The sequence below is a fragment of the Neobacillus sedimentimangrovi genome (assembly GCF_010614825.1).
GTDB classification, from domain to species: domain Bacteria; phylum Bacillota; class Bacilli; order Bacillales; family Cytobacillaceae; genus Neobacillus; species Neobacillus thermocopriae.
Window position 1 is genome coordinate 1 of record NZ_JAAFZF010000013.1, and the last position, 21,761, is coordinate 21,761.

General features: G+C 35.7%; 21 protein-coding genes, 2 pseudogenes and 1 riboswitch. Of the genes and pseudogenes, 5 read left to right on the plus strand and 18 right to left on the minus strand.

The features are described 5' to 3' along the window. Positions 1-355: 355 nt before the first annotated feature. From GZA11_RS06470 to GZA11_RS06530, 12 genes are all read right to left on the minus strand, one after another. Positions 356-916, minus strand: a complete 561-nt coding sequence (locus GZA11_RS06470) for a SpoIIIAH-like family protein (protein ID WP_163183257.1) — start codon at positions 914-916, stop codon at positions 356-358. A gap of 14 nt (positions 917-930) precedes the next feature. Then, positions 931-1,590, minus strand: a complete 660-nt coding sequence (gene spoIIIAG / locus GZA11_RS06475) for a stage III sporulation protein AG (RefSeq protein WP_163183258.1) — start codon at positions 1,588-1,590, stop codon at positions 931-933. A gap of 4 nt (positions 1,591-1,594) precedes the next feature. After that, positions 1,595-2,215, minus strand: coding sequence for a stage III sporulation protein AF (gene spoIIIAF, locus GZA11_RS06480; RefSeq protein WP_038536064.1), 621 nt, complete (start codon positions 2,213-2,215; stop codon positions 1,595-1,597). Positions 2,216-2,230: 15 nt separating this feature from the next. Next, the gene (spoIIIAE, locus tag GZA11_RS06485) at positions 2,231-3,430 is read right to left on the minus strand and encodes a stage III sporulation protein AE (protein ID WP_163183259.1); all 1,200 of its coding nucleotides are present in this window, start codon (positions 3,428-3,430) and stop codon (positions 2,231-2,233) included. A gap of 30 nt (positions 3,431-3,460) precedes the next feature. Next, positions 3,461-3,841, minus strand: a complete 381-nt coding sequence (gene spoIIIAD, locus GZA11_RS06490) for a stage III sporulation protein AD (RefSeq protein WP_235212191.1) — start codon at positions 3,839-3,841, stop codon at positions 3,461-3,463. Between the two features lie 26 nt (positions 3,842-3,867). Then, positions 3,868-4,071, minus strand: a complete 204-nt coding sequence (spoIIIAC, locus tag GZA11_RS06495) for a stage III sporulation protein AC (protein ID WP_007084610.1) — start codon at positions 4,069-4,071, stop codon at positions 3,868-3,870. Positions 4,072-4,082: 11 nt separating this feature from the next. Continuing rightward, entirely contained in the window at positions 4,083-4,598 is a 516-nt protein-coding gene (gene spoIIIAB / locus GZA11_RS06500; protein WP_038536067.1) for a stage III sporulation protein SpoIIIAB, read from the minus strand. Continuing rightward, positions 4,599-5,516, minus strand: a complete 918-nt coding sequence (gene spoIIIAA, locus GZA11_RS06505; protein WP_038536069.1) for a stage III sporulation protein AA — start codon at positions 5,514-5,516, stop codon at positions 4,599-4,601. Positions 5,517-6,138: 622 nt separating this feature from the next. Next, positions 6,139-6,585, minus strand: a complete 447-nt coding sequence (locus GZA11_RS16890) for a PCYCGC motif-containing (lipo)protein (RefSeq protein WP_269153351.1) — start codon at positions 6,583-6,585, stop codon at positions 6,139-6,141. Positions 6,586-7,043: 458 nt separating this feature from the next. After that, positions 7,044-7,601 (minus strand): elongation factor P, encoded by a 558-nt coding sequence (efp, locus tag GZA11_RS06520; protein ID WP_038536074.1) that lies wholly within the window; start codon positions 7,599-7,601, stop codon positions 7,044-7,046. 21 nt (positions 7,602-7,622) lie between these two features. Then, the gene (locus GZA11_RS06525; RefSeq protein ID WP_038536075.1) at positions 7,623-8,684 is read right to left on the minus strand and encodes a M24 family metallopeptidase; all 1,062 of its coding nucleotides are present in this window, start codon (positions 8,682-8,684) and stop codon (positions 7,623-7,625) included. Between the two features lie 75 nt (positions 8,685-8,759). Then, a complete protein-coding gene (locus tag GZA11_RS06530) occupies positions 8,760-9,257 on the minus strand; it encodes a YqhR family membrane protein (protein ID WP_038536077.1) in 498 nt (165 codons plus the stop codon). Positions 9,258-9,513: 256 nt separating this feature from the next. Between GZA11_RS06530 and GZA11_RS06535 the strand changes: the two genes are divergently transcribed. Then, positions 9,514-10,458 (plus strand): DUF1385 domain-containing protein, encoded by a 945-nt coding sequence (locus GZA11_RS06535; RefSeq protein WP_038536079.1) that lies wholly within the window; start codon positions 9,514-9,516, stop codon positions 10,456-10,458. Positions 10,459-10,526: 68 nt separating this feature from the next. Beyond that, positions 10,527-10,907 carry an SA1362 family protein gene (locus GZA11_RS06540; protein WP_038536081.1) on the plus strand — a complete coding sequence of 127 codons (381 nt, stop codon included), beginning with the start codon at positions 10,527-10,529 and terminating at the stop codon, positions 10,905-10,907. Positions 10,908-11,071: 164 nt separating this feature from the next. On the opposite strand, the gene GZA11_RS06545 is transcribed toward GZA11_RS06540, so the two are convergent. Next, the gene (locus GZA11_RS06545) at positions 11,072-11,956 is read right to left on the minus strand and encodes a patatin-like phospholipase family protein (protein WP_038536083.1); all 885 of its coding nucleotides are present in this window, start codon (positions 11,954-11,956) and stop codon (positions 11,072-11,074) included. A 523-nt stretch (positions 11,957-12,479) separates the two neighbouring features. Next, entirely contained in the window at positions 12,480-12,755 is a 276-nt protein-coding gene (locus GZA11_RS06550; protein ID WP_163183260.1) for a hypothetical protein, read from the minus strand. A gap of 231 nt (positions 12,756-12,986) precedes the next feature. On the opposite strand from GZA11_RS06550, the pseudogene GZA11_RS06555 reads away from it, so the two are divergent. From GZA11_RS06555 to GZA11_RS16660, 3 genes and pseudogenes are all read left to right on the plus strand, one after another. Then, positions 12,987-13,679: pseudogene (locus GZA11_RS06555) on the plus strand (response regulator transcription factor). Next, positions 13,676-14,638 (plus strand): histidine kinase dimerization/phospho-acceptor domain-containing protein, encoded by a 963-nt coding sequence (locus GZA11_RS06560; protein WP_235924899.1) that lies wholly within the window; start codon positions 13,676-13,678, stop codon positions 14,636-14,638. The pseudogene GZA11_RS06555 and the gene GZA11_RS06560 overlap by 4 nt, the downstream one beginning before the upstream one ends. After that, complete coding sequence (locus GZA11_RS16660) at positions 14,629-15,018, plus strand: sensor histidine kinase (RefSeq protein ID WP_051968183.1); 390 nt, start codon at positions 14,629-14,631, stop codon at positions 15,016-15,018. The genes GZA11_RS06560 and GZA11_RS16660 overlap by 10 nt, the downstream gene beginning before the upstream one ends. Positions 15,019-15,434: 416 nt before the next feature. On the opposite strand, the gene metE is transcribed toward GZA11_RS16660, so the two are convergent. The 4 genes and pseudogenes from metE to GZA11_RS06580 form a co-directional block, all read right to left on the minus strand. Beyond that, a complete protein-coding gene (gene metE, locus GZA11_RS06565; RefSeq protein ID WP_038536085.1) occupies positions 15,435-17,723 on the minus strand; it encodes a 5-methyltetrahydropteroyltriglutamate--homocysteine S-methyltransferase in 2,289 nt (762 codons plus the stop codon). A gap of 147 nt (positions 17,724-17,870) precedes the next feature. After that, positions 17,871-18,048: riboswitch (cobalamin riboswitch) on the minus strand. Positions 18,049-18,531: 483 nt separating this feature from the next. Continuing rightward, positions 18,532-19,074: a histidine phosphatase family protein gene (locus GZA11_RS06570; protein ID WP_321175681.1), complete on the minus strand. Its 543-nt coding sequence runs from the start codon at positions 19,072-19,074 to the stop codon at positions 18,532-18,534. 538 nt (positions 19,075-19,612) lie between these two features. Next, positions 19,613-20,182, minus strand: coding sequence for a nucleotidyltransferase family protein (locus GZA11_RS06575; protein WP_038536087.1), 570 nt, complete (start codon positions 20,180-20,182; stop codon positions 19,613-19,615). Between the two features lie 659 nt (positions 20,183-20,841). Beyond that, positions 20,842-21,444, minus strand: a pseudogene (locus GZA11_RS06580) (hypothetical protein); the annotation flags it as partial. Positions 21,445-21,761 lie beyond the last annotated feature (317 nt).

Genomic DNA, 21,761 nt, shown 5'->3' on the forward strand with positions numbered 1-21,761 from the left:
ACTAAGTAGGTTATGAAGGGTACTTCACGTATCCATCAGACCTCCCCGGGTAAGAGTGTAATCTTTCCTTCCATCCATCTGCTTCATTTACTCTGTATCACCTTCGGCAGAAAGGGCTTTGTTTTGTTGTGCAAACTCACCCAGTGATACCTAGCCTCATATGAAGTTCGTGTTCCTCAGATCGGAAGTTTGCCGCTCGCTTCCTTCAGATTCCGCGTCACCACGGACACCCTTGCGTTAAGCTAACTGCTACTTCTGCCTTCGCAGCTCGGGACTTTCACCCTATAGATTACACCCATGCCGGGCGCACACAAAAAAGGAAAGCTAATGTTAGCTTTCCTCCGACTTGTTATTGTTATTTTGATGGCTGGAATTCAACAGCAACAATGTTGATGTCCTCCATTTCTTTTTTCACTTCAAGGATAATTTTGTTAGCTTCTGATTTGGAATGCTTTTTATTTGACTTAACAGTAACTCTTACTTTCTCACCATCTGCTCTGACCAAAGCATCTTCATATCCCATGGAACGAATCATTGTTTCAAGAAGGTCTTCTTTTCGCGCAATATCATTGAGTTTTTCCATTTGATCTTTTGCTTTCATTCTTTCATCTGCAGGGAGATCAGTAGTAGCCATGATCGCAGTTAATTCCTCTAGCTTTTCTCCACGTGCTTCATCCAACTCCAAACGAAGCTTTTCGAACTCAGCATCACCTGCTACGGTTGAAACAACTGTCTTTTCATCTTTGGCTTCTGTTTTACTATTTGATTGACTATTTTCTTTTTCAGTTTTTGCTTTTTCTTCTACAGAAGCAAGTTCATTTTTTGTCTGTTCAGGAGAAGTAATATAGTAGACAGATAATACAACTACTAAACTCAACATTGTTAATAACCAAACTGTTTGTTTTTTTAATAACATATTCTATTCCTCCTTTATTTTTTCGGCATGACCGCAACACGGTGGCTTGGTACGCCTAATACTTTTGTCACTGCTTCAACAATCCATTTTTTCACTTGAATGTTGTCAGCACCTTTGGCAACAACTAAGACACCTCGAATTTCTGGTTTTTTCGTTTCAACTACAACAGGAACCTCTTTTTCTCCGTTCCGGATAATCACCAGCTGTTCATCAGTTGAAACATCGGTTACCTTTCGTTTACCACCTTCCTGATCTTCTTCTTCCGTAGTTTGAGATTTTGTTACTGTGTTTTTTTCCAATACCTTTTTATCTGTTGAATCAATGTTTACCATAACGGTTACATCGTCCACTCCCAGCACTTCTTGGAGGGCTTTTCTTAATTGGTCCTCATATTTTTCCTCATACTCGACAATTTCCTTATTACCCGTGTTTTTTTTCAAACCAAAGGCTGGAACATCTTCTGTTTCTGTCTGTGCATTTGTTGCTACAGGTACGACAGAGGAGCCGTCGTCAGATTTGAATACCATATTTCCTATAATCATAAATGCAGCCCCAATACATAACACAAGGATCATATACTGATATTTCCCTGACTTACTACCTGATTTCCCCTCTCTTTCATCCTTTTTAAGTAGCTTTTTAATCCATGTTTGTGGTCCTTGATTCTTTTCCATTCTATTAATCGATCCCCCCTTCTATCGAAACTTCAATGATTTTGTCTGTTACATTCCATTTCTTTGATAAAAATACGGCTATCTGTTCCGTTTCTTCTGTTGTTTTAGTTGATGATGGAAGAGGTATATCTGTATTTATGACAATTGGTTTTACTGCTTCGACAGATTCGACTGCTGTCTCCGGCTGCTTAAGTAGTATAGTTACCTTTTGGAGATTTTCTATGGTGGCTGTATTATTTTCTTCCTTCAAACTGATATCAATGTTAGCGATCTCCAATCCGTATTGATCCATCAACTCCTCCTCTACATCCTTTCTTAGCTGGACAGCCATTTCCTTTAAAATATATGCGTGTTGGGAGGCTTGTATTTCTTTTTTCTTGTCATCAATTAAATTTTTCATATTATTTTCACTAGGTGATTGATAAGAAGGGATTTCCATTATTGCCGACTCAAAGTCCTTAGAGATCAACTTAAAGATAGGGGAAAGGATTATTGCAATTAAAAGTAGCCCTGTAACCATTTTGGTATATTTCTGCATACTTGAATTAGGGAGTAACATATCAATGATGGTTGCAAGTAAGATAAAAAGAATAATATTAGTTACCCACTCTTTTAAAAAATCCATGTATTTGCTTCCCCCCTATCTCATCATGATGGTTAAATTTCCGGCAGCGATGATAACTGTAATACTTAAAAAGAACATCAATGAAACGATGCCGAGTGCTGCAAAAACATAAATAACACTTTTGCTAATAATATCTAGACAAGTAATAATTGGTCCGCCCCCTAGTGGCTGAAGAATGGCAGCAGCAAATTTGTAAATAAAGGAAATCATTAATATTTTGAGCGCCGGGAAGGCAACAATAATAAGTAAAATGGCAACACCGGCTATTCCTACTGTATTTTTCAACAATACTGAAGCGCTTACGACTGTATCCGTTGCATCAGTAAACATTCTTCCAATAACAGGTATAAAATTCCCAGTGATAAATTTAGCCGTTCGAATGGTAATTCCATCTGTTACTGCTGCAGAAGCACCTTGAACTGAAATAACTCCAAGGAATACGGTCAAAAAAAGGCCCATTAATCCGATACTCCAGTTCCTAAGAAGCTGTGCCAGCTGTGTTACTTTATATTGATCAGACAATGTGCTGACAATACTTAGTAAGGTAGCTAAAAAGAGCAAAGGTAGAATGATATATTGCATGAGCATTCCGCTTGTATTCATTAGAAATAGGATGACTGGATGAAAAAATGCTGCTGAGACTAGGCCCCCTGAAGCGGCAATCAATCCAAGGAGTAGCGGAATGAGTGCTAGTACAAACGAAATCATCGTTCCTATCGCCTCATTCGTATAGCTAATAGCGATGTGGAAACTGTTTAAAGCAAGGATTACGAGCACCATATAAACAATCGCATATGCCACTTTACTAATATTGCTTTTTTCAAAAGCATTTTGCATTGTTTGTAAAAACATGCTAAAGATAGCCAGTAATATCAATGAACCTAACAGCTTACCATTAGCAACAAATTCATGAAATAGAAATTTTAAAAACCCTTTTCCCCATTCTTTAATAGAGAACTGTTTTTCACCTTTAATAAAATCGTAGAGGCTTCCTTTTTGACTCTCCGGAAGGTAACCTCCGTATTTATTGCTTATATCCTCCCAAAATTGTTTCAGTTCAGACAAATCCATGCTTTCCAATTGCTGATCAACGAGTTCCTGTGGTGAAAGTGAATTAGTTTTATGTTCTGACTCTAGTGAGGCTTGTACACTTGGAATATGCAAAAAAAAGAATAAAAGAATCATAATCAGTATAATCCCGAGCCTTTGCTTCATTGATTTACACCTCTTTTTAGAGACTCTCCTTTAATTCGGAATAAGATTAATGATTGTTTCGATTAAAACCGTCAGGATTGGGATAGCCATGGCAAGAATAATGACTTTTCCTGCTAATTCTATTTTTGAAGCAACAGCCCCTTGACCAGCATCTTTTGTAACTTGAACCGCAAACTCAGCGATATAAGCTATTCCAATAATTTTAAGGATGGTCTCTACATAAACCAAATTCACTTTCGCATTTAGGGCTAATCGTTCCAGCATATGAATAATTTCATAAATTTTATCTATTAAAAATAGAAAAATAGTACAACCGACAAAAACAATTAATAGAAAGGCGAGATTTGGTTTTTGTTCTTTAATGATTAATGCTAGAAAAGTGGCTACTAGGGAAACTCCGACAATTTTTATGATTTCAATGGCAAATAGCCTCCCTTCTATTGAAACAAAAATACTGATTTTATTTTTTGGAAGAGGTCATCAACAATGGAAGCAACTTGGAACAGAATATAGATAAATCCAAACAGAGTTACCCATTGTGCATATTCTTTTTTACCGACCTGATCCAAAACGGTATGCAAAAACGCAACAACAATTCCAACTCCCGCTATTTTAAATATAATATCCACTTCTAAACCCATTGCTTTTCCCCCTAAAATAATAAAATAATCAGTAACAATCCTGATAGAAATCCAAGACTCTTCATCATTTTTTCGTACTTTCCCTGTGCTTGTATGGCTTCGGCTTCCTCTCTTTCCAGATGGGAAAGTGTAAGCATAATATGTTTCTGCTGGGAAAAGCGATCATGGCGCCCAAGTGTTTCACCAAATTGCTTCATGATTTCAAATTCAGCCTGTTTTAAAGCGGTTGATTTCCAAACGTCTTTTAAACTTGCTTCCCATGCGTCTTTTACCGTTGTTTCTGAATCTGTTAATTTTTTAGAAAAAGATTCAAAAAAGGTTGCGATTGGCTTTGATAGCTGAGCCGCTAATCGCCTTGAAGCTTCATGCAAAGGAGTATAACCATACATGATTTCTGCCTCGAGCGATTGAAGTGCGGATCTTAAGGCTCTTAATTGTCTGGGACGTTCACTTAAATGCCTTGCCGCTTCAAACCCAATGACAGTCGTTGAAACAATAATGAAAATGGCACCGATTAGCTTCACCATTTACATCACGCTCACTTTTGATTCCAATTCTTTCCCGTCTTCATTTAAAATTTGAGTAACCGTACCAGGTCCGTCTTTTCTACTGAGTATAATAAAACGATGAAAAACCTTCTGTTGAAGTATTTCTTTTAATGAGGGGCGATTTTTTATTTCCTCAAGGCTCGTCCCGTGTGTAGTCATGATTAACTTTATCCCTGCATGAATCGCTTCCTGAATGGCCACAGCATCTTCTTTACGCCCAATTTCATCGACAACTAAAACTTCAGGACTCATGGAGCGAATCATCATCATCATTCCTTCGGCTTTTGGGCAAGCATCCAGTACATCTAAGCGATGACCAAACGTTAATTGCGGAACCCCATTTACACAGCCTGCAATCTCGCTTCGCTCATCAATAATCCCAACCTTGCTAGCTGGTATGCCATTACTTCCGGTCGAGATAATCCTGGCTAAATCTCGTAATAGGGTTGTTTTGCCCGTTTGCGGCGGCCCTATAATCATTGTATTCATCCAATTGTCATGGAAAATAAACGGTAGAATAGGTTCTGCACTCCCAATCTTCTCTTTTGCGATTCTAATATTAAATGAGGAAATATCCCGTATCGCCTTAACCCTTCCTTCTTCAAGAATGACTTTACCGGCAAGTCCAATCCGATGCCCTCCTGAAACAGTGATATATCCACGTTTTAGTTCTTCCTCGAGTGCGTAAATTGAATATTGGCTAATTTTATTCATTAGATGAAATGCATCTTCCGGCTGAATGATATAGGACAAGAATCTGGGCGTCCCCTGAAGTGTTAATTCAATCGGCCGATTAATCCGAATTCTAATTTCCTCGAGTTCTTCTTTTTGTTTAGGAGGGATTTTGGTGATCATAGCGGCAATGTTATTAGGTAAAAAGTTTAGAATCGATTCCACGAAGCGTCCTCCTTTTTTTCTGATATCTCATTAATTAAAATGTATGCCTTCATGAACACATTATGACTATCAAATCTGTTAAATCTTCTACTACCTTTTGCTAGATAGAAAAGCGAAAGCCCCCTGTTCAGCTGCGTATGTCCTGGAGGTTCTCCAACTGAGATAAAGGAAACACGAAGAGCCGAAGGCGATTCGATGTTGACTTATCGTAGGGCGGAGATCGAAGGACACTAGCAGCTAGGGGCTGGAGCTAGACAGTTCTCAAAGTCGAACAGATATTTTCTTATTATTTTAGAAAAGCGAAAGCCCCCTGTTCAGCTGCGTATGGCCTCCTCCAAAAAGCTATCGCTTTCGGTCGTGCGATGTGGATGCTGCCGAAGCCTTCCTTGTGGTGGGCTCCAACTGAGATAAAGGAAACACGAAGAGCCGTTGGTGATTCGATGTTGACTTATCGTAGGGCGGAGACCGAAGAACATTAGCCTCTAGGGGGTAGAGCTAGACCATTCTCGAAGTCAAGATTATTTTTTCCTCTAAATAAAAAAAGGATTGTACCCTACTATCAGGTTCAATCCTTTATCAATTTATTCTATTTTTTATATCGTTTATATTACCGAAAATTTTCTCAAGATGGTTCAGGGGTTGGGGTTGGTTCCCCATAATTTTCATATTTCTTTGTAATAATTTCATAAATTTTTTTTGGACTATTACCTTCAAGATGCAATTCGATCGCCTCCCGGGCGATATCAATACAAACACCTCAAGCTATACTCATGGAGTCCCATTCTTCAACCGCGTGATCCTCACCAAAATGATCGATATAGCAATCTAAGTTACTCTCATGATTATCTTGTGCATAACAGCCACAATAGCATGGAACTCCCGCAACCACCTCAGGATAATTGGACACCATGATATATGTTTCTTGAATTTCTTTAGAAGAATTTAAAACATAGTCAGGTAATGGCTTATGTTTTTCATCGAGTGTTAAATTCGGTTTATTTGAACTACATGCTGTAGAGATAAGGACCGCAGCAATACTTGAAAGAAATAGAGTAGATAGCTTCTTCAAGATCTGTGTCACCCCTTTCTATATTAATGATTACGAATCCATATTAACAAAAATTTATCTTTTGGAAGAATTTAAATTCTAACTATTTTGTGAAGTTAATAAATAAAAAAACTTAATACCTTTATTTGTAAGACTTTTTTCGTGAAGATTGTTGCTATCTAGGACTTTCTAAATAATAGGATGAAAAATTGGCGAAAGGGGATTCCAAATAGTATTGATTGGCACGATATTTACAAAGAATTCTACTTACTATCAGAACAGGGACAATTGGATTTGTTTAGAGATCCCAGAAGACCTCTTTTCAGAACCAGGCGATATTTCGAAAATGGTAGGGAATGTAACGGTAAGGGGAAAACAAAAATATCTCGCCGCTTTATTATTCTTGAAGTGGAAAAATATTTTTTAAATAAAAAAAGCCCGTCATCCTCAAAAAAGATAGGATGCAGGCTTTAAGTTAACTAAGCACGAGAAACGTACGTACCTTCTGCTGTGTTGATAATTAATTTGTCTCCTTGGTTTACGAAAAATGGAACTTGAACGACAAGACCTGTTTCAAGTGTTGCAGGTTTAGAACCACCTGAAGCGGTGTCTCCTTTAATACCAGGCTCAGTATCAATTACCTCAAGTTCAACAGTGTTAGGCAGTTCAATCCCAATCGTTTCACCTTGGAACATCATAATTTGAACTTCCATATTTTCCTTTAAAAATTTTAACTCATATTCAATGCTTGATGCTGGTAGTTCAACTTGTTCATAAGATTCCATGTCCATAAACACGTGTTGATCGCCACTTGCATATAAATATTGCATTTTGCGATTATCAATCTGTGCCTTTTCTACTTTTTCACCAGCACGGAAAGTTTTTTCTTGAATAGCGCCAGTGCGCAGATTGCGTAATTTAGAACGAACAAATGCTGCTCCTTTTCCTGGCTTTACATGTTGGAAATCAATGACGCGCCAAATGCCGCCATCTACTTCGATCGTTAATCCAGTACGGAAATCGTTAACTGAAATCATGCAAAAATCCTCCTAAATCATTTACAAAATAATTAACTCTTTTGTTGAGTGAGTCAGCGTTTCATTATGATCATTCGTAATAAGCGTATCATCCTCAATCCTTACGCCACCAAGACCTGGGATATAAATACCCGGTTCTACAGTTACAACCATCCCCGGTTCCAAAATAATATCAGATTTTGATGAAAGTGCCGGACCTTCATGAATCTCTAAACCAATTCCATGTCCAGTTGAGTGACCGAAATATTCACCATACCCTTTTTCTGATATGTAGTCACGGGTTAGGGCATCTGCTTCCTTACCAGTCATACCTGGTTTAATTCCATCCATCCCTCGTTGTTGGGCTTCAAGAACAATTTGATAAATTTCCTTAAGTTTGGCATCAGGCTCACCAACGGAAACTGTTCTTGTGATATCTGATACATACCCTTTATAATAAGCTCCAAAGTCAAGGGTAACCATATCCCCTTTTTCAATAACCTTATTACTTGCGACACCATGCGGCAGGGCGGATCGATAACCCGAAGCAACAATGATATCAAAGGAAGAAGATGTAGCTCCTGCTTTTCTCATAAAGAATTCTAACTCATTAGAGACTTCAAGTTCCGTTTTTCCCGGACGAATAAAGTCTAGAATATGCTTAAAAGCAGCATCAGCAATATCCGCCGCTTCCTTTAATATCTTAATCTCTGCATTCGTCTTAATCAAGCGTAACTTTTCAATAACACCTGAAATAGGGATAAGTTCAGCTTCCACTTCTTTTTCATATGATTTAAATGAGGAATATGTCACGTACTCTTCTTCAAAACCTAGCTTTTGGATTCCTAATCTCTTAGCTTGCTTGGCTACTTCATTAGGAAAGCTTTCTGAGTACTTTATAATCTCGAAACCTACACATTGTTTTTGTGCCTGTTCAACATAGCGAAAATCCGTAATAAACAATGCTTGATCTACACTTATCAAAATAACACCTGAAGAGCCGGTAAAATTTGATATGTAACGTCGGTTATAGGGACTGGTGATCAATATTCCGTCTATACCTTGAGCCGAAAAGGTTGATCTTAATTTTTCTAATTTCTCCATCGGTTTCACTCTCCTTTTTCTTCGGGTCACGACAAAAATATTTTATCACAACCTTATCTTTCCGACTAATGGCAATTAAGTGGCTGTTTCTTTTTCTTGAGCTTCTTTATTTTGATATTCATAACTGATGGAATACCCGATGAAAATTCCATATACAATAAATATACATACAGATGAAATAATAGTACTCCACTTGAGATCAGTTAATGGTTTAATTCCTGGAAAAAATGGATGAAGAAAGAAAAACACAATGATAAATAATACGACTCCATAAGCAGCTCCAACCAACCAATGGCTAAACTTTTTTAATAAGGCATAATAAATAAACGCTACTCCAATAGACAAAACACCAAATAATAGAATTGATACAACCGTTCCTTGCCATTCATTCTTCCAATTTCCCAGAAGCCAGGGCTCAAGGATTACATTTGGCCGAATTTCCGTTAAATGAAAAAAAGATAAGAAAAATCCCATTATTCCCCAAAATATACCTCCAAATAAACCTGTCCAAAAAACCATGACAGGCATAGACATGGGTTTGGGATACTTTCCATAATTTAATTCATTAGACATACTATTAAAACCTCCTTTTCCTTTTATGTCTATTACATGATTGCACAGGCTGTATCTTTGCATTTCATATATTTAAGCCATAATTATTATGCCCTTAAATTTCCAATCCCTTGCATTAAAAAATTTTCTTGAAAATTAAATGGAAATTTTATGTCACCTCCTAGAGGTTTTTTCATTTTTCTTGTAAAATACATGTAAATACATACAGAACCTTTCTGTTATGGAACAACTATGTAATAGGCTGGTGTTATCATACATGTCCACTACCACAAAAAATGTCTATGGCGGCCAAGCTGTAGTTGAAGGAGTTATGTTTGGCGGAAAACATCATTATGTGACCGCAATTCGTAGAAAAGATCATTCTATTGAATATTTTCATTTACCACGAAAAACAAATTCGTTATTATCCAAATTCAAAAAAATTCCGTTTATCCGCGGTATTATTGCTATTATTGAAGCAAGCGCGAACGGTTCTAAGCATTTAAACTTCTCCACAGAACGCTTTGATATTGACCCTAAAGATGATGAAACTATTAAAGATAAAGAAGTCTCAAAATTAACGATGTACCTTGGAGTAGCTGTGATAGGTGTCATTTCATTTCTATTTGGAAAATTTGCTTTTACCTTAATACCTGTATTTTTAGCTGAATTAACCAGGTCCATATTTCCGTCTGATTTTGCCCAAGTGATGATCGAAGGGCTTTTTAAACTATTGCTTTTACTATTGTATATTTACTTCGTCTCATTAACTCCATTAATAAAAAGAGTGTTTCAATATCATGGAGCAGAGCATAAAGTAATTAATACATATGAGGCTGGTGCCGAATTAACGGTCGAAAGTGTTCAGGCTCATTCCCGGCTTCACTACCGATGTGGAAGTAGCTTTATTTTATTTACAGTCATTGTCGGGGTATTTGTTTATATGCTTGTTCCTACTTCTCCACTTTGGCTTCGAATTTTAGACCGGCTCTTATTAATTCCTGTTGTTTTGGGAATATCGTTTGAAATTCTCCAAATTACCAATAAATTAAGAGACATTCCTGTACTAAAATATCTCGGACTCCCTGGTCTTTGGTTGCAATTATTAACAACAAAAGAACCAGATGATGATCAAGTAGAAGTAGCCATACTTTCGTTTAAAGAACTGCTAAAGAAAGAGGAAGAGACAAATCAACTGATTGAAAATGAGGGAATTGTCTAAATTTTTGCTTTTTCAGTGTTTAAAAGGCAAAAAAAATGCTTATCATGCTCTTAGGGAGGTGGCTTTTCTTGAAAAATCGGACATCCGTAATTATTATAGGGACGCTAATTACCCTTGCCTTAATAGGCGTTATAGGTCAAGTAACTGAGAACCCGGCTGGTTTTATTCAAAAAATAGCTGTCTTTGTTGTGATAGGTTTGATTATTTTTTATGTTGTTCGCAGATTTTCAATTTCAAGCCCTCAGAAAAAAGAGCAGCGCGCATTTCTTAGAGCAGCTAGAAAGTCAAAAAAACGATTCCTACAAAAAAATGGAGATTCTTCTGCTAAAAATTATTCCATAGGGAATTTATCCACATTGAAAAAAGGCAGGTTAAAAAAGAAACCTCCTTCTCATCTTACGGTAATAGACGGAAAAAAAGGGAAAAAGAAAAATCGAGCTTCTTTTTGAATGCTCGATTTTTTTCTTAATGATGATGGACTTATAAATGTTTATTTTTTGACCTTTGTCTAGGGACCGAATAGCCTCCTATTTCTCTTCAAATAAATCCATTTTAAAGATTGCCTGCTCATTATATTATTTAGTTTTTTTGAAGAAAGCTTCTCTCTTTGTCACTAATAACACCACTTATTTAAAAACAACCGCGCATGTTTTTTTCCTAATTCAATTAATTCTTTTTTCTTCTCATCAGTTAAATGAAAATCGATTGGAACTACACCATCCGCTGGGATAAAAATAATATTTTTCTCATGTTTTCGCGAAATATACCTTGCATCATGTGCATCCTTCATTGTTTCAAATAAGGCTCCGAAAAGTTCAATCGCATTATTAATTTTATGCTTTTCATGCTCTAGTTCATTTGAACTCAACTTAATTCCCAGTACAGGCCTAACTTTTTTTATATTCTCTTTATCAAACAGCCACATTGGGAAGTTACTTAAAACCCCTCCATCTACAAGAATATTCACTCCATTTTTCGTACGCAATTTTACCGGTTCAAAAAAGTATGGTATACTGCAACTCATTCGAATTGCTTTAGAAATAGGAAATGAGCTAGGGGAAATTCCGTATTTCACCAAATCATCGGGAAGTATAATCATACAACCGTTTGAAAGGTCAGACACCACGATTCGAAGGGCATTAGGAGGTAAATCTGAAAATGTTCGCACCCCTCTTACTGCTAATACCTCTTTTATCCATGTTTCAAAGGCATTTCCTTTATAAAGTCCCATTCTCCAATAAAGCAACAGCCATTTCGTAATTTTTAGGGGCAGGAATGTCTTACGAGCGTCCAACATGTCTGAAATATTTATGTCATCGATTAGCTGATAAATTTCTTTGCTCGTATAACCGGCAGCTATTAAGGCAGCTATGATGGAACCTGCACTAGTACCTGCGACTCGTACAAATTTTAAACCTCTCTTTTCAATTTCTTCACAGGCTCCTATTAATGCATATCCTTTAATTCCTCCTCCGGAGAATACTCCGTCTATATTCATGGCAGCCACTCCCAAAGAAGATATTTATTAAAAAACCAATTGATCTCTTCAAGAAATGTCCAGTTCCAACGTCAACATAAAACGGCTTTCAATCCTAAGGAAGCTTCCATGAGTTCACTTATTATTTATTAATGATGATTGTTACAGCTCGTGGTCAAATATGTTGTAGTACTACAAGATTCTCCCAGCTCAGGCATTCACGTCGCTTTCCTTTTCATATTACATCTTTAAGCAGCGACCAGGTAAAATAGTACAGTAGACAGACTGTAAATTTTTCTTGTATGACTATAAGATCTTAAATAGTTCGTCATACAGGGATGGAGATATTCATACTACTGTAGATTGAAACAAAGGTTGATCCATAACAACACAATCTTAAATTTACGTAAAAATAAAAGAACCCGTATTGATAAACAAATCATCAAAATGGATTCTTACTTTGTTAGGCATTGTACAAGATGTATATTTTCTAGGAATTATTGCACTACATATGAGCTCGATTGTGGCAGAGCAAATAACATTATTACATTTCAGTTAATGTTCTCTTTTTAATAAAAGGTATGGCCAACACACCTATTAATAAGCCCCAAATAATATTTGTAACGATAATACTTATAAGTGCTAATGGATTTGCTAAGGGACCTTGTAATTGTCCATTGAGGATTGGAGATAACATTGCACTAAGAATGGTTGCAAATATTGCATAACTATTACCAGCAAATACTAGAATTTGAATGGGATGCTGACATTTTTTCATTACAACGATTATTAGCCATATCAATGAAATTAGAATTGTCATGAATATGCTCCCAAACCACAATATTATTAATAATTCGTCAAGAGTAGGTATGAAACAAGGGGACGGTTCTGCTGTTTCAAAACGAAGAATGAAACGGGAGAACCGTCCCCGCTTTTCAGAAATCAAATAAAGAATGTAGTTGTGGTTTATTACGGTTTCAGTGAAATATTCAACCGTCATATATAGTTCATGTATAATAGAAAAATAAGAATATTGGAAGAAGAAAAAACAATGACCGAATCAATCTTACTAGTGGATGATGAAGAAAAAGTACTAGATTTTATGTATTCCTTCTTAAAAAATGAGGGGTTCAATATAGCTACAGCTCAATCAGGGAGAGAAGCACTACAGAAGATTAAAACTTTTAATCCTTCATTAGTCGTCCTAGATTGGATGATGCCTGATATGAACGGAATTGATGTTTGCCGTGAAATAAGAAAAAGCAGTAAGATTGGCATTATTATGGTAACTGCCAAATCAGATGAATTGGACAAAATTATTGGCCTTGAGGTAGGTGCTGATGATTATATACCAAAGCCATTTTCATTAAGGGAATTATTAGCTCGAATTCGTTCAGTCCTTCGTAGAATTGGGGACAACTCTTTTACGACGGATGATGAAAAGTTAGTTCGAGATGAGATTACAATTTCTGTCTCGCAGTGTCGTGTATGGAAAAACAATTAAGAAATTACACTAACGCCAACTGAATTTAAGTTATTGTTAACCCTGGCTGAAAAACCCGGAATTATATACAGTAGACTTCAATTATTAAAAGCTGCTCTAGAAGATGAGCTATTAAACGTGGAACGAACAGTCGATGCTCATATTAGCCGATTAAGGAAAAAAATTGAAGATGATCCTTCCAACCCGAAATATATTCAAACAGTCTATGGTTTTGGCTATCGCTTTGGTGATCAACTATGAGCTTTCACCGAAAGATATTTTATACATTAGCCTTAACCATTCTCGGGATTAGTACTGTCTTTATATTACTAACCCACTTTACGGTACAAGGGACTATAGAAGCTGGGCTAGAACAAACAAGAAGTCAGGAAATGCTTATCATTAATAAAAGATTAACTACCTATTATGTTGAGAATAATAATTCTTGGAAAAACATTGAACAAATAGATTTACTACAAGATATTACACAAGATCATCCAGAACTCCTGGTTAAAGATAACCGTGAACAAGTCATTTATCATAAAGGGAGTTCGCCCTTAAAATTAGTTGCAAATTTAGGAATAAAAAGAGATTTAACCATAAGCAATAGTAAAGTAGGGGAATTTATTTATTATGACCCAGAGATGGCTAATTTCACAAAAATTATGATAGGAATACCAATATCAGTAATCATTATACTTTTAGTTGCTAGCTCTTTACTTATTATCATTTCTCTTTTCATCGCCTATCGATTATCTAAGTGGTTAGCTTCCCCGCTTCAAGTTTTATTACCATTCATTAAGAGGCTAGGAAAAGGAGAATTTGGTATAAGGGTTCCAGTTAATACAAAAGATGAATATGGGAAGATAGAGAAAGCGTTTAATCATATGTCAAAGGAATTGGAAAAAGCAGAGATCGTTCGTAAAAATCTTACCGCAGACGTAGCTCATGAACTTAGAATCCCACTGACCATTATCAATGGGAAATTAGATTATTTACAGCAACAAGGGCAAATGATTCGACCAGAAATTTTATTACCCATACAAGATGAACTCATACGACTGAATCAAATAGTAGAGGATTTAAGAGTTTTATCTTTAGCTGAAGCTGGGAAATTAAAGTTAAATAAAACTCCAACGAATATGGTGGACCTTTCTTACAGGCTCATTTCCAGTTTGGAGCCTATTGCTGAAGAAAAAAAAATATTTCTATGGCTATAGATGTTCAAACAAATGAAACAACAGTGTTTGTTGATGAGAACCGAATGAAACAAGTTTTTCTTAATTTATTAACGAATGCAATTAGATATACTCCTAATCAAGGAAAGATCTACATTCGATTATTTAAAGAAGAAAATGCTTTAAAGATCATTGTTGAGGATACTGGTAAAGGAATAGAACCTGAATACTTACCGTACCTTTTTGACCGATTCTATCGTACCGATGAAGCACGAACAAGATATAGTGGTGGAACGGGTTTAGGTCTTGCCATTGCCAAACAATATGTTGTCTCACATAATGGAAAAATAGAAGTAAAAAGTAAAGTGAATCATGGTACTAGTTTCATTGTTTATCTTCCATATCAAAATGAAATATATTAAGATTTTACAGCCCATTCCTTTACGAATATAGTTCAACTTCATGGAAAATGACCGTGTAGTGCATTCTTTTGAATTTAATCCTCCTTAGCATCATATAAATATATCTTGCTAAGGAGGTTTTTTTAAGATGAACTACTAAAAGAAATAACAATAACAACGAAAAATTGCGACTCGATTTAACATACATTCGTTATCTACAATTAATAACCTATTCCACTAATTTGAATAACTTGTTCCACAATCTCGCCCTTTAATGAAAAATGAACGCTAGTTAAAGAAGTAAAATCTATCATTCCTGATGTTCAGTATTTTACCGAAAACCTATATTTGCTGAATTCATTTCTTGCCCTCAATTCACAGATTAATTTGTAATAAAAAGGGCAAAGTAAAAATTATTACTTTGCCCATTTTCATTATTAGATAGATACGACTTGTTTTCTCAGTACTTGTGCAGCAGCTACCATGTTTTTTAGGGAAGCAACTGTCTCTGTTTCTTGACGTGTTTTGAGTCCACAATCCGGGTTAATCCAGAATTGTTCTTTTGGAATAACCGCTAAGCTTTCTTGTATAATAGTAAGCATCTCTTCTACACTTGGTACACGTGGACTATGGATATCATAAACTCCTAATCCAATACCAAGTTCATATGAATTTTCTTTTAACGAATGGATTAATTCCCCATGGCTACGTGATGTTTCAAGTGAAATGACATCTGCATCAAGTGATCGAATTGGATCGATAAAATCATTAAATTCGCAATAGCACATATGTGTATGAATTTGTGTATCCGTTGCAACATTAGATGTGGTAAGCTTAAAAGCATCAACTGCCCAGCGTAAATAATCAGCCCAATTTTCTTTACGTAATGGCAATCCCTCACGTAATGCTGGCTCATCCACTTGAATAATTTTGATGCCTGCATTCTCAAGAGCCTCTACCTCTTGACGTAGTGCATAGCCAATTTGTAGTGCCACTTTTTCTCGAGAAAGATCATTTCGAACAAATGACCAATTTAAAATTGTTACTGGACCTGTCAACATGCCTTTTACATACTTTTCAGTAAGTTTTTGTGCTTCTACGACTTCTTTTACTGTCATTGGATGTGTCCATTCAACATCACCGTAAATAATCGGAGGCTTCACACAACGTGAACCGTAAGAAACCACCCATCCAAAGTCTGTAAAGGAAAATCCTGTTAAATGCTCACCAAAATACTCCACCATGTCTGTACGCTCGAATTCCCCATGGACAAGAACATCTAATCCGATTTCCTCTTGAATTTGTATCCAGCGAGCTGTTTCTTCTTTTAAAAATTGAGCATATTGTGCATCACTGATTTCACCTTTACGCCAAGCACTACGTGTTTTCTTTACTTCGGTAGATTGAGGAAAACTACCAATCGTTGTTGTTGGGAAATCTGGTAACTTTAATGCCTCCTTTTGAATTTGCTGACGCTCTTTATATGAAACAGAACGTTTGAAATCCATTGGTGTCAAATTGGCTAAAGCTTTTTCAACACGTTTATTTTGACGAACCGGATGCGTCGCAAGTGCTTGAATTACCTTCATGCTATTTGCAACTAATCCTTCTTTTAACCAACTTCCTTTTTGCATAAAGTGCGTAATATGTGCAATTTCACGTATTTTTTCATCAGCGAAGGCTAAATGATCAAATAACTCTTTTGGTAGCTTTTCTTCCATATTTTTTGACACAGGCACATGCTGTAAACTACAAGAAGAACTAATCCATATATTTTCTATATTTGTTAACTGTTTTACTGAATTAATGATTGAAACTGCTTCCGCAAAATTAACTGACCAAATATCTCGACCATTAATAACACCAATGCTTAATGTTTTATTTTTTGGAAACCCAAATTTTTGGATGGATTTTAAATTTTGTTTATTATCATGAACAAAGTCTAATCCAAAACCATCAACTGGTAGCTGGATTAAACGTTCATAAGCAAATAATGACTCAAAGTATGTTTGTACAAGTAATTTAGCGTGTGGTGTTAACTTACAAAGTTGCTTATAGATTTCCTCAATTAATTGAATTTCTTCAATTGGGAGGTTTTTTGTAAATGATGGTTCTTCAATCTGAATCCATTCTGCCCCAGCTTCTGTTAATTCATTAATTACTTGAGCATATAATGGAATGAGTTGGAGAATAAATAATGCTTTTTCTTTTTCATCATAACCTTTCGCTAAATCAACAAACGTATAAGGACCTATAATTGTTGGTTTTGTAATAATTCCTACTTCATCACGTGCCTCTAAAAATTGATCTAAAATATCATTTCTTTGTAAGGATAATTTTTGTCCTTCATATTCCGGCACAATATAGTGATAGTTTGTATTAAACCACTTTGTCATTTCACACGCGACTACATCTTTTGCCCCGCGAGCCATAGCATAATACAATTCATTTTTTGTCGGATTTTCTAATACATCGTAACGCTTTGGAATTAAATTAAACATAACCGCTAGATCAAGCATACGGTCATACTTTGTAAAATCACCGACTGTGATGTATTCTAGCCCTAAATCTTGCTGGTGCTTTAAGCGATCAATACGAAGTTGCTTTAACTCCGCTTCAAATTCATGTTCAGTTAATTCATTTTTCCAAAATCTTTCAATTATTCGTTTCCATTCTCTTTTCGGCCCGATATACGGATACCCTACTACAGTACTAATGACATTCATATTTGATAAGCCTCCTTATTATATAACAACTAAAAAAGCTGTTTCCCATGTAGGAAACAGCTTCGGATTAATCTATGCATACTCAAATAAGCGTGAAAACACACTGATAGAATCGCACAAAACACCGCCCATTTCCCCGTGAGCTTTGGTGTGTACTAGAATGAGGCAGGTCTCCTGACTTATCATCATCGCTTCTCTTGCCTTCCCAATTACTCAGTGGCAATAATAAGAGTTGCTCCGAATTACAGTTGCGGGACAGTACTGGATTTGCACCAGTTTCCCTTTTAAACACACTTTACGTGGTACCTCTTCTTACACGGTATGTAATTTTTATCCACTATATCATAATAATTAATAAAATACAATAAATAATTCAGAAAAGATAAAATTTACGAATTATACTTTACATTCCTTTTCCCATATACTTTAATGACATTACCGCACCAAACAACCTTCTAATCCTACAAAAATACGTAAAACCAATCTAGAATATCATCAATTACCGCATAAATTACTAGACGACCCATAAAATCAATTTCTATCAATGGCACTCACAAATAATAATTTTCAAATGTTTCATCAGTTTCGTGAAATAATTATAGACAATTATACGAAGGCATTTGTTTGTCTTTATCAAAGTTATATTGTTTCTCGAATACTTTTTCTCCGTGTATAATTCGCTGTAATAGAGAATCTTTAATAAGTATCTCGATTCATATTTTGAATAGTTCTTATACGTATAGTCCAAAAATCCCCCTTTACACATCCCCATTAGCTTAATTACAAATCTTCATTGTGGGTACCTTTTTTATTTCCATATCCTTTTAAAAGTTACCTGATTACCTTCTTTAATTAAGAGAAATACGTCAGGATTACTAAGACTTTTCCAATTATCGAACCCAAAATCTTTACTATAAAACATGAAAAGTAAGGACATTAAATTACCATGTGTAACAACGACTGTATGATCATTGTTTCTACTAAAAATCTCATCTACAACCTCAACAATTCGGTTCATCGCTTCTCTGCTGGACTCTCCACCTTCAAATTTCAATTCTATATCTTCAAATGTACTTCTAAGTTTTTCAAACCAATCAGAAAGATTTTTAGTGCTAAGAATACGTTCTGTCAATCTCCTATCGATCTCAACTTCTAAACCTAATCTTTTTGCCAGTGGTTGAATAGATTCAATGGCACGCCTATACGGACTTGCAATAATTTGATCTATTTTAATATTGGAAAAAAACTCACATAATTCAAATGCTTGTTTAAGTCCTTTATCTGTAAGTTGTGCATCAGGGGATTGTCCTACTGCTTCACAATGCCTAACCACATATATTTTCTTCAACATTAACCACCACCCCAGTACTAATTATGATCTTGAAATCAACAATTCGGCATGTCTGATACTCTTTTCTTCAGTCGTTAACCACAACACATCTTCACCCTCATCAGGACTATTAGGAATTGCCTCACCTGATTCATATTCGCAAAAAAATACAATATTTACTACATTTTCACCAGTAACTGTTATGTACTGAGTACATACGTTAAGCTATCTTTTACTTTCAAACCAACTTCTTCTAAAATTTCACGCTTTACTGTCAGAAACATCTTGAATCGTTAGCCATGACTTATAAGCAGAGCCTCAGCCAGACCTCGACCTTCGCTAATCCACTTCTGTTGGTTTTAAAAAAGTTTAATCAAAAATACCTCACAAACCCACATTTTACGCGAAGTTAAAAGAACCCCTTTTGAAAAAAAGATTGATCAAAACGGGACATTTATTTGTGAAACATTGCACAACTTTTGTAAAAAAGTTTGATCATTTTCGCTGACCTATCTTCTCAATCGTTCCAGTTAGTAGAATATGAAATTAGATATTCATGTTAAAGTTCTATAGACAAACTTCTCCATATTTCATCCCATTTTTTCTTTTTAACACGTCCAACATAAATTGAATAATATTCGCTATCCTTTTTATAAAATGGTGTAGGTCTTACCTTCATTTCAAATAAATCCTGTATTCCATATGGAGCCATAATCTCAAGTTCCTTATTACAGAGTCTTACAGCTATTGCAGTTGGAGTTTCTGGAAAATGAGCTACACCATCATATGTCGAAGAAAAGGGATTAAAGCCACTTTTCAAATGCATACGGGCTTGATTTTTTACTGTCCAAGGCTGATTTGGAAGCAAAACATTTAATTCATTCTCTAATTGCTTTTCCATTTCCCACGAAGTATCCGAAGCATCAAAATAAATAACATCAATGTCATTTAAAGGAGTTACTGTGTTATGTAAAATGTCCCAAACTTTATTTCTAATAAGTCCAGCACATACCCAAGCATCGTTTAAATTTAATTTCTCAATCACTTTCAGAATTGACATAATATATTTGTCACTTTTGATTATTTCTATCAATTGTTTTTCATAATCAGTCGCGTTTAGCTCCTTCATTGAAACAATCTCTCCCTAATGCAGTGTATAGTACATAAACTTTATTTTTAAAAAAAAATTTTTATATTCAAAAGGAGATTCTAATTCCATAATCCTGCCCATTAATTGAATACAAACATTTGCGTAGGGAATCAGTTGCATTATTAATTACTTATTTTCTTCTTCCGAAAGTAGAAATGTTTTCATCAAGTTGCTTGAGAATCGTCCTATTTATATATAAAATCGCCTATTTAAAATAATAAGTTAGATAATTAGAAGCAAGAATTCAAACAACCGCATATTCTAAAAAACTTTAATTTTACCAATTATAGGTTAAAATCCTTTCTGTTTTGTTTTTTCTAATATATATTCTTTTGTGTAAAATTTTAACAGTTTGAATCTCTCCAATCCACAATAATTCTAAAACAGTACAACTTTTTTTAAAATCTACAACTTCTCATCTTATGAAATTCCACTCATATAGACAAAAAATCGCAGGGCTGTCCGGAAAGTGGTATTTCAGCCGAAATCTTTATAAAAGCAAAACCCAAGAATGCTGTTAAATCAACATTCTTGGGCTTTTAATTTGGGTTCATTTTTCTCTTAAATGGACTTTTTAGACAGCCCCGTATAACCGTACGAGTTTTTTATAAATCTACAATTTTACTTCTAAAAAATCCTTATAATCCACATTTTAATTGTGCTCCGCAATTCGTACAAGTATTGCAGCCTCCAATTTCTTTCACCTTTCCTTTGCGGCATACAGGACAAGTATTACCGACCTCAGAACCAATCGTTACATCAGTGGAACGAAGATCAGTGATAGTATCCACTAGGACTACTGGCTGCTTTTCATCCTTGTCAAAAATAGATAATTGTTCCGTTTTATTCTCTTCCGCTTTCAGTGTTAATACCTGGGAATCACGGGAACCATCAACATAAACTGTTCCACCCTTTGCACCGCCGCGATATAGACGTTCGTAAACTTTTTCAACCTGTTCCACACTATAACCTTTTGGTGCATTCACTGTTTTACTAATAGAACTGTCAATCCATCTTTGGATAACACATTGTACATCTGCGTGCGCTTCAGGAGTAAGGTCCATCGCAGTAACAAACCAATGTGGAAGGTTGTTTGGATCTGCCTCTGGATTTCGCTCTAAGTATTCCTGAACAATATCAGCTTTCACTTCAATAAATTTACCCAGGCGTCCGCTCCGGTAATAAGAGAAAGAGAAATATGGCTCTAAACCTGTTGAGACGCCGACCATTGTACCAGTACTCACGTTTGTTACTCTCTATCATTCATTTATAGAGGGCGGGATTATTAGTACCCGCTCCATATGTCGCCATATGGGTCAGACTATATCTTCAACCATTGATGAATCCCTTTTTACTATGACAAAGATATTCACCGAAAATCTAGTAATATGGTTGCTTAGCGTGTAGTCGTTGAGGGGTCAGCCACGACTTCCCTGCGGATTGTCTGGTAGGCTTATGCCAACACTCTTACATTTTTACCCATTCATTGTTGGCAAGACAAGGTAGTAAGAGATACGCCAGAGTTTCCCGCATATAGCTAAGTTTACGCAGCATTCTT

What these genes read in the sequence shown, in the direction of transcription:
- GZA11_RS06470 (WP_163183257.1), bottom strand. Translation starts at nt 916, where the DNA reads ATGTTATTAAAAAAACAAACAGTTTGGTTATTAACAATGTTGAGTTTA.
- spoIIIAG (WP_163183258.1), bottom strand. Translation starts at nt 1,590, where the DNA reads ATGGAAAAGAATCAAGGACCACAAACATGGATTAAAAAGCTACTTAAA.
- spoIIIAF (WP_038536064.1), bottom strand. Translation starts at nt 2,215, where the DNA reads ATGGATTTTTTAAAAGAGTGGGTAACTAATATTATTCTTTTTATCTTA.
- spoIIIAE (WP_163183259.1), bottom strand. Translation starts at nt 3,430, where the DNA reads ATGAAGCAAAGGCTCGGGATTATACTGATTATGATTCTTTTATTCTTT.
- spoIIIAC (WP_007084610.1), bottom strand. Translation starts at nt 4,071, where the DNA reads ATGGGTTTAGAAGTGGATATTATATTTAAAATAGCGGGAGTTGGAATT.
- spoIIIAB (WP_038536067.1), bottom strand. Translation starts at nt 4,598, where the DNA reads ATGGTGAAGCTAATCGGTGCCATTTTCATTATTGTTTCAACGACTGTC.
- efp (WP_038536074.1), bottom strand. Translation starts at nt 7,601, where the DNA reads ATGATTTCAGTTAACGATTTCCGTACTGGATTAACGATCGAAGTAGAT.
- GZA11_RS06525 (WP_038536075.1), bottom strand. Translation starts at nt 8,684, where the DNA reads ATGGAGAAATTAGAAAAATTAAGATCAACCTTTTCGGCTCAAGGTATA.
- GZA11_RS06530 (WP_038536077.1), bottom strand. Translation starts at nt 9,257, where the DNA reads ATGTCTAATGAATTAAATTATGGAAAGTATCCCAAACCCATGTCTATG.
- GZA11_RS06535 (WP_038536079.1), top strand. Translation starts at nt 9,514, where the DNA reads ATGTCCACTACCACAAAAAATGTCTATGGCGGCCAAGCTGTAGTTGAA.
- GZA11_RS06545 (WP_038536083.1), bottom strand. Translation starts at nt 11,956, where the DNA reads ATGAATATAGACGGAGTATTCTCCGGAGGAGGAATTAAAGGATATGCA.
- GZA11_RS06550 (WP_163183260.1), bottom strand. Translation starts at nt 12,755, where the DNA reads ATGACAATTCTAATTTCATTGATATGGCTAATAATCGTTGTAATGAAA.
- GZA11_RS06560 (WP_235924899.1), top strand. Translation starts at nt 13,676, where the DNA reads ATGAGCTTTCACCGAAAGATATTTTATACATTAGCCTTAACCATTCTC.
- GZA11_RS16660 (WP_051968183.1), top strand. Translation starts at nt 14,629, where the DNA reads ATGGCTATAGATGTTCAAACAAATGAAACAACAGTGTTTGTTGATGAG.
- metE (WP_038536085.1), bottom strand. Translation starts at nt 17,723, where the DNA reads ATGAATGTCATTAGTACTGTAGTAGGGTATCCGTATATCGGGCCGAAA.
- GZA11_RS06570 (WP_321175681.1), bottom strand. Translation starts at nt 19,074, where the DNA reads ATGTTGAAGAAAATATATGTGGTTAGGCATTGTGAAGCAGTAGGACAA.
- GZA11_RS06575 (WP_038536087.1), bottom strand. Translation starts at nt 20,182, where the DNA reads ATGAAGGAGCTAAACGCGACTGATTATGAAAAACAATTGATAGAAATA.